The organism is Nocardioides sp. P4_G4, from assembly GCF_056401085.1.
The window spans coordinates 1-12830 of sequence record NZ_JBFUKA010000002.1 but is presented as its reverse complement, the minus strand read 5'-3'; the positions used below and the strand labels follow the sequence as shown (position 1 = coordinate 12830).

The following is a 12830-nucleotide window of genomic DNA, read 5'->3' as shown; positions in this document are numbered from 1 at the left end:
ACGAGTGGGGGCCCCGGTCTGGGACCCCCACCCGTCATCTGTTGCTATGGCAGAACTGTCGTGCGTCGAACGGTGATGCGTGAGCACGGTGGTGCAAGTGAACTACAGGGTTCATCCGATGAACAGCGAGCGCAAGGGCTCACTGCATCACGAAGATGTCCTTGTAGTTCGGGGCACCGAGGGCGCCGTCACCGGACGGGTTGCCGATCTTGGAACCGAAGACGAAGAGGTCGTTGCGGAACGCGGTGGGGATGATCGGGAAGTAGTCCGTCATGATCTCCTCGTCCAGCGCGCCCCAGGCGTCAGCCTGGTCCTCGAGCGGCATCGTGGCGATGTCGTCCATCTTCTTGTCGATCGCCGGCTCCGAGAACTGCGCGGTGTTGTACACGGCGTCGGTCTTGAGGAGCGGCGGGATCATGGTCGAGCCGGCGGGCCAGTCCGAGCACCAGTTGACGCCACGCAGGTTGAGCTGCTTGTTCGTCTTGTTGTCGGGGTCGAGCCACACGTCGTACGGCGAGACCTGGACCGGGATGGCCTTGACCTTGAAGCCGGCCTCCTCGAAGCCCTTGGTGAGCTGCTTCTGACCGGCGACAGCCAGCGGGTCGGTCTCGTAGTAGATCATCGTGATCTGGTAGCCCTCTTCGCCAGCCTCGGCGAGCAGCTCCTTGGCCTTCTCCGGGTTGTAGGTGATCTGCTCACCGTCGACCTGGAAGTCCTTCTTGCCAGCCATGCCGGGGGGCATGACGGAGTTGGCCGGGATGCGGGTGACGCCGGGCACCTCGCCCGTCGCGAACCACATGTCCTCGTACGGGTAGGCGTAGGCCAGGGCCTTGCGCACGTTGATGTCGGTGATCTTGGTGTAGTCCGGCGTCAGCGTGGAGACACACTGCGACGTCTGCTGCACCAGGCGGTCACCCAGGGCGTCGTTGGCCTCGGTGTACTTGTCCGAGCCCAGCGCGGTCGAGATCGCGGTCTGCGAGTCGGTGTTGTCCGACAGCATGATCTGGTCGACCTTGGCCGGGTCCTCGTTGAACTTGAAGACCCACTTGTCGACGTACTGGTGACGGCCCGGGTCGGAGTTCGGGTCCCACTGGTCGTTCTTGACCAGGGTGAGCTCCTGGTTGGGCTGGAAGTCCTCGATCATGTAGGGACCGTTGGACAGCGGGTCCTGGCCGTAGTTCGGCGGCTTGGAGGCGTTGCCGAGCGGAGCCGGGCCCATCGCCATGAAGGCGCCCCAGTAGTCCATGTCCGGGAAGGGGGTCGCCATCTTGATGGTGACGTCCTGGCCGGAGACGGTGATGCCGTCGTACTTCTCACCCTTGGCGGTGTACGGACCGGCGTAGTCCTTGCCGTCCAGGAAGTAGTTCTTGGAGTACTCCGTGCCGGGACCCGACGGGAAGGTGTCGGCGTCGAGCGAGCGCTGCATGCCCCAGGCGACCTCCTCCGCGGTGACGGGCTTGCCGTCCTCCCACTTCGCGTCGTCGCGGATCGTGAAGGTCCACTCCGTGAAGTCGTCGTTCGGGGTGCCCAGGTCGGTGGCGAGGTCGGGGACCAGGAGCGGCTGGCCGTTCTCGTCACGCACGTACTGCGTGAGCGAGCGGTGGGTCAGCGCCTGCTGGATCGAGTTGCCGGTGACGGACCAGCCGTCGGTCGGGTCCAGCGAGTTGGGGCCGGGGTCGCCCGGCAGGTAGACCGTGACGGTCCCACCAGCGGTGGCACCATCGACGTCCGCGGCGGGGCCCTGACGCGTCGCGTCCTTGCCTCCACCCTCCTGCGAACCGAACTCTCGGTCAGTGCCCGAACCGGAGGAGCTGCTGTCGTCGCCCCCGCCGCCACAGGCAGCAAGGGAGAGGAGAGCAACGCCGGCCACGAGCGCGAGCGGCTTGTTCCGCTTCATGCTTCCAGCCTTTCTTATCTGTGATCGTGCCGACGGCAGGTGCTGTCGGCAACGTTCTGCATCGAGGACCGGATGGTCAGCGACGAGTCTTGGGGTCCAGGGCGTCGCGGATCGCGTCGCCGAGGAGGTTGAGGGAGAGCACGAGCAGCACGACGCCGATCAGGGGCTCCCACAGGTAGAGCGGGTACTGCTCGAAGTAGGGGATCGCGAAGCTGATCGTGCGTCCCCACGACGCGCCGTCGGTGACGCCGATCCCGAGGAAGGCCAGGCCGGCCTCGGCGGCCACGAACGCCGGCAGCATCAGCGACACGCTGATGATGATCGGCGCGGCCAGGTTGGGCATGAGCTCCTTGAACAGGATCCGGGACGTCGGCATGCCGAGCACCCGGGCCGCCTGCACGAACTCACGCTCGCGCAGCGACAGCACCTCGCCACGGATCAGGCGGGCCATGCCCATCCAGCCGAACAGCGCCAGGACGGCGACGAGGCTGAACTTCTGGATCGTGGGGTAGTTGTCGCTGGAGTTGAACCGCTCGTTGAGGATCGGCGCGATGGTCAGCGCGGCGAGCAGGAAGGGCACCGTGAGGAACGTGTCCACGAAGAACGACAGGACGCGGTCGACGACGCCGCCGAGGAAGCCGGCGAGGAGTCCGACCACGATGCCGACGACGGTGGCGAAGAGCGTGGCGCCGGCCGCGATGAGCAGCGAGGTGCGGGCGCCGTAGAGCCAGTAGGCGAGGTTGTCGTCCGCGGTGCGGGGCGCGATGCCGAACGGGTGGTCCATGGTGAAGCCGCCGTTGGGCGGGCCGTACTCCGGCTTCGGCATGCCGCCGTTGAGCACGTCGAGGTACTGGCTGGCCAGCACGGTGTCGGTGCTGACGCCGAAGAACTTGCTGATCACGCCGGCGAAGGCGGCGATCAGGATGAAGAACACGATGACGAAGACACAGATCATCGCGATCTTGTCCTTGACGAGCCGGCCCGCGGCGATCCGCATCGGCGACTTGCCGGCGATCTCCTTCGAGGCCTTGCTGTTCGGGTCGACGGTGGTCTCGTCGGTCAACGAGCCCAAGGTCTCGGGTGCAGTCGGCTGCGACATGCTCTCCCTATCTGGCCGGGATGCTGGACCGGATCCTGAGTGATGTGTCCGGGCCGCCCTGACGGGGGGTGTGGGCGGCGCCGAAAGGGGACTCTATGTGACGGATCACGCACAAACGATCACCGACGCGTAACGATCCGGACACGACCCTCGGGCCCGGATCGCCGCAGAATCACCCCAGGATCACTCCTGCGGCGACACATCCTGCGCCGGCTTCGCGTCGACACCGGCCTCCTTGCGCTGTTCTGCGGAGATGGCGGCAGGCGCCGCCGTGAGGGGGTCGTAGCCCCCTCCGGACTTTGGGAACGCGATGACGTCGCGGATGGAGTCGGTGCCCGCCAGGAGCGCGCAGATGCGGTCCATGCCCACCGCGATGCCGCCGTGCGGGGGTGCACCGAACTTGAAGGCGTCGAGCAGGAAGCCGAACTTCTCCTGCGCCTCCTCCTCGCCGAGGCCCATGACCGCGAAGACCCGCTTCTGGACGTCCTCGCGGTGGATCCGGATCGAGCCACCGCCCAGCTCGTTGCCGTTGCAGACGATGTCGTAGGCGTAGGCCAGCGCGCTGCCGGGGTCGGTGTCGAAGGTGTCGGCGAACTCCGGCTTGGGGCCGGTGAAGGCGTGGTGCACGGCCGTCCAGGCTCCCGCACCCACCGCGACGTCGCCGCTCTCGACCGCATCCGAGCTGGGCTCGAACATGGGGGCGTCGACGACCCAGGTGAAGGCGAAGGCGGACTCGTCGATCAGCTCGCCCCGACGTCCGATCTCGAGGCGCGCGGCGCCGAGAAGGGCGCGGCTGGACTTGGCCGGGCCGGCGGCGAAGAAGATGCAGTCGCCCGGCGCGGCGCCGACGTGGGAGGCCAGTCCGGCCTTCTCCTCGTCGGTGATGTTCTTCGAGACCGGACCGGTCAGCTCGCCGTCCTCCTGGACCAGCACGTAGGCCAGGCCCTTGGCGCCTCGCTGCTTGGCCCAGTCCTGCCACGCGTCGAGCTTCTTGCGGGGCTGGCTCGCGCCGCCCGGCATGACGACCGCACCGACGTACGGCGCCTGGAAGACCCGGAACGGGGTGTCCTTGAAGTAGTCGGTGCACTCGACGAGCTCGAGGCCCATGCGCAGGTCGGGCTTGTCGGAGCCGAAGCGACGCATGGCGTCGGCGTACGTCATCCGGGGCAGCGGGCGCGGGATCTCGACGTCGATGAGGCACCACATGGCGGCCAGCACGTCCTCCATCAGCTCCATGACGTCGTCCTGGTCGACGAAGCTCATCTCGATGTCGAGCTGGGTGAACTCCGGCTGGCGGTCGGCGCGGAAGTCCTCGTCGCGGTAGCAGCGCGCGATCTGGTAGTAGCGCTCCATGCCGGCGACCATCAGCAGCTGCTTGAACAGCTGCGGGCTCTGCGGCAGGGCGTACCAGCTGCCCGGCTGGAGGCGCGCGGGCACCAGGAAGTCGCGGGCGCCCTCGGGTGTGGAGCGGGTCAGCGTGGGCGTCTCGATCTCGACGAAGGCGTGGGCGTCGAGCACGTCGCGCGCGGCCTTGTTGATCTTCGAGCGCAGGCGCAGGGCCTCGTTGGGGCCGCTGCGGCGCAGGTCGAGGTAGCGGTGCTTGAGCCGTGCCTCCTCCCCCACGTCGACGTGGTCGTCGATCGGGAAGGGCAGCGGGGCCGCGGCGCTGAGGACCTCGACGTCGTCGGCGATGACCTCGATCTCGCCGGAGGGCAGGCCGGGGTTGGCGTTGCCCTCGGGGCGGGCACTGACCTGGCCGGTGACCTTGATGCAGAACTCGCTGCGCAGGGCGTGCGCGACGGCCTCGTCGCGCACCACGACCTGGACGACGCCGCTGGCCTCGCGGAGGTCCAGGAAGGCCACTCCCCCGTGGTCACGGCGCCGGGCCACCCACCCGGCAAGGGTGACGGTCTGGCCGACGTGCTCGGCGCGCAGGGCGCCGGCGTCATGGGTGCGGATCACGGGTTCTCCTCGGTGTTGATGTCGGTGGTGGAGGTGCGAGCGGAGCGGGCCTCGAGACCCGGGGTGCTGATGCTGGGACGGAGGTCCTCCTGCGGCGGGCTCCAGGCGGCGGGGTCCGCCTCGACCTGGGCGCCGGAGCGGATGTCCTTGACCTGGTGGGTGCCGTCGGCCTGGACGAACCAGACGTACGGGATGCCGCGGCGCTCGGCGTACCGGATCTGCTTGCCGAACTTCGCGGCGTCGGGAGCGACCTCGCAGGCGATGTCGCGGCGGCGCAGGTCGGCGGCCACGGCGCTGCTCGCGGGACGCGAGTCCTCGTCGACGACCGCGACCAGCACGGCGCTGGGCACCGAGCGCGAGGCGGTGAGGCCGGTCCGGGCCAGCAGCGGGACGACGACGCGGCTCACGCCGAGCGAGATGCCGACCCCGGGGTACGTCGTGCGACCGTCGCTGGCCAGCGCGTCGTACCGACCGCCGGAGCAGATGGAGCCCATCGACTCGTAGCCGTCGAGGCGCGTCTCGAAGACGGTGCCCGTGTAGTAGTCCAGCCCGCGGGCGATCGAGAGGTCGGCGGTGACCCGCACCCGGTCGGAGACCAGGTCCGCGCAGCCGCGCACCAGCGCGGAGAGCTCGGCGAGACCCTCGTCCAGCAGCGCGTGCTCGACGCCCAGGGCGCGCACGGCGTCCACGAACCCGTCGTCGTCGGAGCGGATGGTCGCCAGCTGGAGCACGCGGTCGGCGTTCTCGACGGACAGGCCGGCGTCCTGCAGCAGGAGGTCGCGGACCTTGTCGACGGGGAGCTTGTCGAGCTTGTCGACCAGCCGCATGACCTCGTCGGTGTCCCCGTTGTCGGCGCTGATCCCGAGACCGGCGTAGAAGCCCTGGATGAGCTTGCGGTTGTTGACCTGGAGGCGGAAGGCGGGCAGGAAGTCCAGGCGGGTCAGCGCGTCCACCATGACGCGGGTGACCTCGATGTCGTGGTGGAAGGCGAGCGAGTCGCGCCCCACGATGTCGATGTCGGCCTGCGTGAACTCCCGGAAGCGACCCTCCTGGGGGCGCTCGCCGCGCCAGGCGCGCTGGATCTGGTGGCGTCGGAACGGGAAGTCGAGCTTGCCGGCGTTCTCCAGGACGTAGCGGGCGAAGGGGACGGTGAGGTCGAAGTGCAGGCCGAGCCCGGCGTGGCCCTCGGCGGACTCCTCGTGCAGGCGACGCAGGAGGTAGACCTCCTTGGAGGTGTCCCCCTTGCGGAGCAGCTGGTCGAGGGGCTCGACGGCCCGGGTCTCGATGCCCGCGAAGCCGTGCAGCTCGAAGGTGTGGCGCAGGGTGTCGATGACCTGCTGCTCGACGATGCGCTGCGCAGGCAGCAGCTCGGGGAACCCGCTCAGGGGCGTGGGCTTGCTCATGTGTCTCTCGGCCTCGGGTGCTCTACTGGAACGACGGGCCCTGCTCGGCTCCGTGCTGGAGCTCGAGCAGGTAGGGGTTGGTGGCGCGCTCGCGCCCGATGGACGTCTGCTCGCCGTGGCCGGGCAGCACCACGATGTCGTCGGCGAGCGGCAGGACCTTGTGGGTGAGGCTGCGCAGCATGGTGGCGTGGTCGCCGCCGGGGAGGTCGGTTCGCCCGATGGACCCGGCGAAGAGCAGGTCCCCGGAGAACATGACGTCGCTGATGTCCTGCTCGCCGTACGGCGTCCGGAACGTCACCGATCCCTCGGTGTGGCCCGGCGTGTGGTCGACCACGAACCGGAGCCCGGCCAGCTCGATCTCCTGCAGGTCCGACAGCTCACGCACGTCGTCGGGCTCGGCCCACTCGTAGCTGCCGCCGAGCAGCATCGCGGTGGTCTCGCGGCTCATCCCGGCCATCGGGTCGGTGAGCAGGTGCCGGTCGCTCGGATGGATCCACGCGGTGGCGTCGTAGGTGCCGGCGACCGGGGCGACGCACCACATGTGGTCGACGTGACCGTGGGTCACCAGGACCGAGACCGGCTTGAGGCGGTGCTCGCGCACGACCTCGTCCACTCCTGCTGCGGCGTCCTTGCCGGGATCGATGACGACGCACTCGCTGCCGGCGCCGGTGGCCACGACGTAGCAGTTGGTGCCCCAGGGTCCAGCGGGAAAGCCGGCGATGAACACGGGGCAACAGTCCTTGGAGTGAGTCGGGCGGGTACGGCGAGGAGTCAGCCTACCGAGGCCGGTCAGGGGGGTGACTACGATGGGCGACCATGAGCGCCGACAAGCAGTCCTCGCAGGCTTCCGACTGGGGCCGGGTCACCGAGGACGGCACCGTATTCGTCAGGACCGTCGATGGAGAACGCTCCGTGGGGCAGTACCCCGAGGGGACTCCAGAGGAGGCACTGAAGTTCTTCACCGACCGCTACGACGCCCTCGCGTTCGAGGTGCAGCTGCTCGAGCAGCGCATCGGCGCGGGCAAGCTGAGCCCGGAGGAGGCCGCCACCACGGTCAAGGCCCTGCGCGAGCAGGTCGTCGGCGCCAACGCCGTCGGTGACCTCAACGGCCTCGCCGCCCGGCTCGACGCCACCGGCCCCGTCATCGCGAGCCAGCGCGACGCCCGGCGGGCCGAGAAGGCCCAGCGCAGCGCCGAGTCGCGTGCGGAGAAGGACAAGATCGTCTCCGAGGCCGAGAAGCTCGCCGAGAGCAACGACTGGCGCAACGGCGCCAACCGCCTGCGCGACCTCCTCGACCAGTGGAAGGCGCTCCCCCGCCTCGACCGGGCCACGGACGACACCCTGTGGCGCCGCTTCTCGTCCGCGCGGACGACGTACACGCGACGCCGCAAGGCGCACTTCGCCGAGGAGCACGGCCGCCGCGACACCGCCCGTGTCGTCAAGGAGCGGCTCGCGACCGAGGCGGAGGGCCTGGCCACGTCGACCGACTGGGGTCCGACCGCCGGCCGCTACCGCGACCTGATGCGCGAGTGGAAGGCCGCCGGACCGGCGCCCCGCGAGGTCGACGACCAGCTGTGGCAGCGCTTCCGCGGCGCCCAGGACACGTTCTTCGGCGCCCGCGACGCGGCCAACGCCGAGCTGGACCAGGAGTTCGCCGCCAACGCGGAGGTCAAGGAGGCCCTGCTCGTCGAGGCCGAGGCACTCGTGCCGCGGCTGCGCGGCGAGGACGCCGACCTCGAGGCGGTCAAGAAGGCCTTCCGCGACATCGCCGACAAGTGGGACGAGGCCGGCAAGGTCCCCCGCGACCGGATGAAGGACCTCGAGGGTCGCATCCGCAAGGTCGAGCAGGCCATCCGCTCGGTCGAGGACGACCAGTGGAAGCGCTCCGACCCGGAGAAGTCCGCACGCGCCGACGACATGGTCTCCAAGCTCGAGGCCGGCATCGCCGAGACCCAGGCCAAGCTCGACAAGGCGAGGGCAGCCGGCGACGACCGACGGACCAAGGACCTCGAGTCCGAGCTGGCCAACAAGCAGGCCTTCCTCGACATGGCCCGCCGGGCGTCCGAGGAGTTCGGCGCCTGAGGTCCCACCCGTCGCAGGAAACCCCGCCGCGGCGGGGTTTCCTGCACATCGTGGTGGTTGCAAAGGCCACAGACCGTGGGACGAGGCCACACGGTCGTACGCCGAGCCGGCCGAGCGGCCTGTCAGGCGGTGGTGCGCCGTGAGTCAAGGATGGCCCGGATGCGGGCCGCCGTACGAACAGGGTTCTCCAGGTCCGCCCACCCGATACGGATGCACACCCAGCCCGTGAGCTGGCTGATGCGCAGCTCGCGACGCTTCTCCCGCATCAAGAAGTCCTCCAGTGACTCGTTCGGCCGGCGGAACCGCTCGTACTTGATGCGCCCGTCGAACTCGAGGAACACCCCGTGCTTGCGCCAGGCGAAGTCCACACGCGCGATCTGGCGGCCCCTCTCGTCGAGGATCTCGACCTGGGGCTCGGGGCAGGGCAGTCCCTGCTTCCAGCACATGAAGTGCGTCCGGGTCTCCGCGGCGGACTCGTGCCTGCTGTCGGCGAGGCGGAAGATGACCTCGTTGGCCAGCGAGCGTGGCCAGTGCGTCGCCCGGTCGAGCGCCGCCTTCACGTCCTCAGGGGCCGCCGAGGCGATACGCAGCAGACCGTCGACCATGACGAGAGCCTGCTCGACACCGACGACGGTCGGAACCTCGACCGCCGCTCGGAGAGGGGCGGTGACCCGCACTCCGTTGGTCTCGTGAATCTCGTCGTCGGCCAGGATGCCGCGGTGGTTCCAAACACCGGCCTCCCGCCTGCGCGGCTTGCTGTCGGTGCGGGTGACATGGACGACGGAGAGGTCGACGTCCCAGACGGGCGCCCCGAGCTCGACCGCGGCGGAGACGTGGCTCAGCACTGCGGTGGGGTGGGCAGTCAGCAGCACGGCCCGCGCCAGGACCCGGTGTCGATCCGTCTCCGAGAGGTCGCGCCACAGCGGCCCGCCGACGTAGGCGCCCCGACGCACACGGTGCCACGCCCCCGTGCGCACCCTGAGCTGGATGCCCCGGTCCGTGTAGCCCCACGCGATGGCGTGCCGGCGCAGGAACACCGCGTTGGTCAGGTCGATCACTGGTGGCGCGTTCATGCCGCAAGAGGTTCCCGCGCGGCGGATCCCCTACGCCTGCCGCCCGGCGGCTGTGGACGACGTACGACTCCGTGGGTCGTGTGCACGGTTCGTGGCCTTTGCAGCGGCCACGATGAGCAGGAAACCCCGCCGCGGCGGGGATTCCTGCCGGGGCATCAGGACGTGACGCGGTAGGCGTCGAAGACGCCGTTCACCGAGCGGACGGCGCGGAGCACGCTGTCGAGGTGCGAGGCGTCGGCCATCTCGAAGCTGAAGCGGCTCTTGGCCACCCGGTCGCGGGTGGTGGAGAGGGTCGCGCTGAGGATGTTCACGTGGGCGTCCGAGAGCACCATGGTGATGTCGGACAGCAGCCGGGCCCGGTCGAGGGCCTCCACCTGGATGTTGACCAGGAAGGTCGACTGGGACGTGGGCGCCCACTCGACCTCCAGCAGCCGCTCGGGCTGGCTCTCGAGGTTGCCGGCGTTGGTGCAGTCCTTGCGGTGGACCGAGACACCGCCGCCCTTGGTCACGAAGCCCAGGATCGGGTCCGGAGGGACCGGGGTGCAGCACTTGGCCAGCTTGACCCACAGGTCCTCGACGCCCTTGACGATGACTCCGGCGTCGCTGGAGGTCGGCTTGGTGCGGCCGCGGCGGCCCGTGATGGTGACGCCCTCCGCGAGGTCCTCGGCCGCGCCGTCGTCCCCGCCGTGCAGGTCGATGACCCGGCGTACGACGGCCTGGGCACTGAGGTTGCCCTCCCCCACGGCCGCGTAGAGCGCGGAGACGTCGGCGTGGTTGAAGTGCGCGGCGACGAGCGACAGCGACTCGTGCGTCATCAGGCGCTTGAGGGGCAGGCCCTCCTTGCGCATCATCCGCCCGATCTGCTCCTTGCCGCGCTCGATCGCCTCCTCGCGCCGCTCCTTGGTGAACCACTGGCGGATCTTGGAGCGCGCCCGGGGCGACTTGACGAAGTTGAGCCAGTCCCGCGACGGGCCGGCGCCGGCGGCCTTGGAGGTGAACACCTCGACCACGTCGCCGTTGTCGAGGGACGACTCCAGGGGCACCAGGCGTCCGTTGACCCGGGCGCCGATGGTGTGGTGACCGACCTCGGTGTGGACGGCGTAGGCGAAGTCCACGGGGGTCGAGCCCACGGGCAGCGGCATCACGTCGCCGCGGGGGGTGAAGACGTAGACCTGGGCGCGGTTCATCTCGAAGCGCAGCGACTCCAGGAACTCCCCCGGGTCCTCGACCTCGCTCTGCCAGTCCATGAGCTGGCGCAGCCACGACATGTCGTCGAGGTCGCCCGGGCGGTCGGTGTCGACCCCGGCCTTGCCGTCCTCCTTGTACTTCCAGTGCGCCGCGACGCCGTACTCCGCGCGACGGTGCATCGCGAAGGTCCGGATCTGCAGCTCGACGGGCTTGCCCTGCGGGCCGATGACCGTCGTGTGCAGCGACTGGTACATGTTGAACTTCGGCATCGCGACGTAGTCCTTGAAACGTCCCAGGACGGGGTTCCACCGCGAGTGCAGGACACCGAGGACGGAGTAGCAGTCGCGGTCCTCCTCGACGAGGATCCGGATGCCGACCAGGTCGTAGATGTCGGAGAACTCGCGGCCCCCGACGATCATCTTCTGGTAGATCGAGTAGTAGTGCTTGGGCCGTCCGGTGACCTTGGCCTTGATCTTCGCGTCGCGCAGGTCGGACTCGACGCCGGCGATGACCTCGGCGAGGAACTGGTCGCGCGAGGGCGCGCGCTCGGCCACGAGCCGCACGATCTCGTCGTACATCTTGGGGTGCAGGGTCGCGAAGGCGAGGTCCTCGAGCTCCCACTTGAGGGTGTTCATGCCGAGCCGGTGGGCCAGCGGCGCGTAGATGTCGAGGGTCTCGCGGGCCTTGCGCTCCTGCGTCTCGGCCTTGAGGTAGCGCAGCGTGCGCATGTTGTGCAGCCGGTCGGCGAGCTTGATGACCAGCACCCGGATGTCGCGCGACATCGCGACGATCATCTTGCGGATGGTCTCGGCCTGCGCCGAGTCGCCGTACTGCACCTTGTCCAGCTTGGTCACGCCGTCGACCAGCACCGCCACCTCGTCGCCGAAGTCCTTGCGCAGCTGCTCGAGCGTGTACGGCGTGTCCTCGACCGTGTCGTGCAGCAGCGCCGCCACCAGGGTCGGCTCGGTCATGCCGATGTCGGCCAGGATCGTGGTGACCGCGAGCGGGTGGGTGATGTAGGGGTCGCCGCTCTTGCGCATCTGCGAGCCGTGCATCTGCTCCGCCACCCCGTAGGCGCGTTCGAGCAGCGCCAGGTCGGCCTTGGGGTGGTTGGCCCGCACGGCACGGAGGAGCGGCTCGAGCACGGGGTTGCCGGTGGGTGCCTTCGCCCCGATCCGGGCCAGCCGCGACCGCATGCTGCGGGCCGAGACGGGCACGTCCGTGGACCGCTCGCGCGGTACCGGTGTCGTGATCTCCTCGGCCATTCGCCCAGTCTAGTGACGACTCCCCGGGCGCGGTGCGGTGACCGTCACGGTCAGACGGTCATGAGGGCGGTGAGCGGCAGTCCGCCGACGCCGTCACGGCCCGGCAGGAAGCTGAGCTCCATGAGCACCGCGACGCCGACGCACGTGCCGCCGCACCGCTCCACGAGCTCACGCGTCGCCGCCACCGTGCCACCGGTGGCGAGCACGTCGTCGACCAGCAGCACCCGGTCGCCGGGCGCGATGCCGTCGCGGTGCACCTCGAGGGTCGCCTCGCCGTACTCGAGTGAGTAGGACACGGCGTGCGTCGCGCGCGGCAGCTTGCCGGCCTTGCGGACCGGCACGAACCCCGCGCCCAGCTCGAGGGCGACGGGCGCGGCCAGGATGAAGCCGCGGGCCTCCATGCCGACCACCTTGTCCACGGCGACGCCCCCGGCGTCGTCCCGACCGGCCGCGGCCAGCGCGGCCACCACGGACCCGAAGGCCACGTGGTCGGCCAGCAGCGGGGTGATGTCCTTGAACACGACCCCCGCCTCGGGGTAGTCGGGGACGTCGATGATCAGCCGATCGAGGTGGGCACGGGCCTCGCGGCTCACTTCCTGCCCCGCTTCGACCTGGACTGCCTGGTGGGCTGCACGCGGCCCGACGAGGCGCTCTGCCTGACCGGGCCGTGGGCCGGAGGAGCCACCCGCCCCTTGCCCAAGGCCTCCTGGCGCCGCGGCGGGGCCATGACCGGACGGCGCCGCACGGTGCCGTCGGCGTCGACGTTGCGCGGGTCCGGCGGCGGTGCGGCGTTGCGGTCGGCGGCGTTGACCCGGGCGTAGGGGTCGGCGGCCATCTCGCGGCGTCGGGCCGCGGCCCGAC

At 69.8% G+C, this 12830-nt stretch carries 9 protein-coding genes and 1 pseudogene; 1 reads left to right on the top strand and 9 read right to left on the bottom strand.

Going from position 1 to position 12830, the window contains the following annotated elements:
- Positions 1 to 139: 139 nt before the first annotated feature.
- From AC1DQF_RS00580 to AC1DQF_RS00560, 5 genes are all read right to left on the bottom strand, one after another.
- Positions 140 to 1897: an ABC transporter substrate-binding protein gene (locus AC1DQF_RS00580; protein ID WP_477523254.1), complete on the bottom strand. Its 1758-nt coding sequence runs from the start codon at positions 1895 to 1897 to the stop codon at positions 140 to 142.
- A 76-nt stretch (positions 1898 to 1973) separates the two neighbouring features.
- Entirely contained in the window at positions 1974 to 2996 is a 1023-nt protein-coding gene (locus tag AC1DQF_RS00575) for an ABC transporter permease (RefSeq protein ID WP_477523253.1), read from the bottom strand.
- 183 nt (positions 2997 to 3179) lie between these two features.
- On the bottom strand, positions 3180 to 4958 hold the full coding sequence (gene aspS, locus AC1DQF_RS00570) for an aspartate--tRNA ligase (RefSeq protein WP_477523252.1): 1779 nt from the start codon (positions 4956 to 4958) through the stop codon (positions 3180 to 3182).
- Positions 4955 to 6361: a histidine--tRNA ligase gene (gene hisS / locus AC1DQF_RS00565; protein WP_477523251.1), complete on the bottom strand. Its 1407-nt coding sequence runs from the start codon at positions 6359 to 6361 to the stop codon at positions 4955 to 4957. The genes aspS and hisS overlap by 4 nt, the downstream gene beginning before the upstream one ends.
- A gap of 22 nt (positions 6362 to 6383) precedes the next feature.
- Positions 6384 to 7088, bottom strand: a complete 705-nt coding sequence (locus AC1DQF_RS00560) for an MBL fold metallo-hydrolase (RefSeq protein ID WP_477523250.1) — start codon at positions 7086 to 7088, stop codon at positions 6384 to 6386.
- An 89-nt stretch (positions 7089 to 7177) separates the two neighbouring features.
- Between AC1DQF_RS00560 and AC1DQF_RS00555 the strand changes: the two genes are divergently transcribed.
- Positions 7178 to 8443 (top strand): DUF349 domain-containing protein, encoded by a 1266-nt coding sequence (locus tag AC1DQF_RS00555; RefSeq protein ID WP_477523249.1) that lies wholly within the window; start codon positions 7178 to 7180, stop codon positions 8441 to 8443.
- A gap of 122 nt (positions 8444 to 8565) precedes the next feature.
- On the opposite strand, the gene AC1DQF_RS00550 is transcribed toward AC1DQF_RS00555, so the two are convergent.
- The 4 genes and pseudogenes from AC1DQF_RS00550 to AC1DQF_RS00535 form a co-directional block, all read right to left on the bottom strand.
- A complete protein-coding gene (locus AC1DQF_RS00550; protein ID WP_477523248.1) occupies positions 8566 to 9516 on the bottom strand; it encodes a hypothetical protein in 951 nt (316 codons plus the stop codon).
- A 155-nt stretch (positions 9517 to 9671) separates the two neighbouring features.
- On the bottom strand, positions 9672 to 11900 hold the full coding sequence (locus AC1DQF_RS00545) for a RelA/SpoT family protein (protein ID WP_477523343.1): 2229 nt from the start codon (positions 11898 to 11900) through the stop codon (positions 9672 to 9674).
- A 119-nt stretch (positions 11901 to 12019) separates the two neighbouring features.
- Positions 12020 to 12562 carry an adenine phosphoribosyltransferase gene (locus AC1DQF_RS00540; protein WP_477523247.1) on the bottom strand — a complete coding sequence of 181 codons (543 nt, stop codon included), beginning with the start codon at positions 12560 to 12562 and terminating at the stop codon, positions 12020 to 12022.
- A pseudogene (locus AC1DQF_RS00535) lies at positions 12559 to 12830 on the bottom strand (protein translocase subunit SecF); the annotation flags it as partial. The pseudogene AC1DQF_RS00535 and the gene AC1DQF_RS00540, both read right to left, overlap by 4 nt.

Excerpts from the sequence above, each read along its gene's own strand:
- AC1DQF_RS00575 (WP_477523253.1), bottom strand. The coding sequence starts at position 2,996 with ATGTCGCAGCCGACTGCACCCGAGACCTTGGGCTCGTTGACCGACGAG.
- AC1DQF_RS00555 (WP_477523249.1), top strand. The coding sequence starts at position 7,178 with ATGAGCGCCGACAAGCAGTCCTCGCAGGCTTCCGACTGGGGCCGGGTC.
- AC1DQF_RS00580 (WP_477523254.1), bottom strand. The coding sequence starts at position 1,897 with ATGAAGCGGAACAAGCCGCTCGCGCTCGTGGCCGGCGTTGCTCTCCTC.
- hisS (WP_477523251.1), bottom strand. The coding sequence starts at position 6,361 with ATGAGCAAGCCCACGCCCCTGAGCGGGTTCCCCGAGCTGCTGCCTGCG.
- AC1DQF_RS00545 (WP_477523343.1), bottom strand. The coding sequence starts at position 11,900 with ATGCGGTCGCGGCTGGCCCGGATCGGGGCGAAGGCACCCACCGGCAAC.
- AC1DQF_RS00550 (WP_477523248.1), bottom strand. The coding sequence starts at position 9,516 with ATGAACGCGCCACCAGTGATCGACCTGACCAACGCGGTGTTCCTGCGC.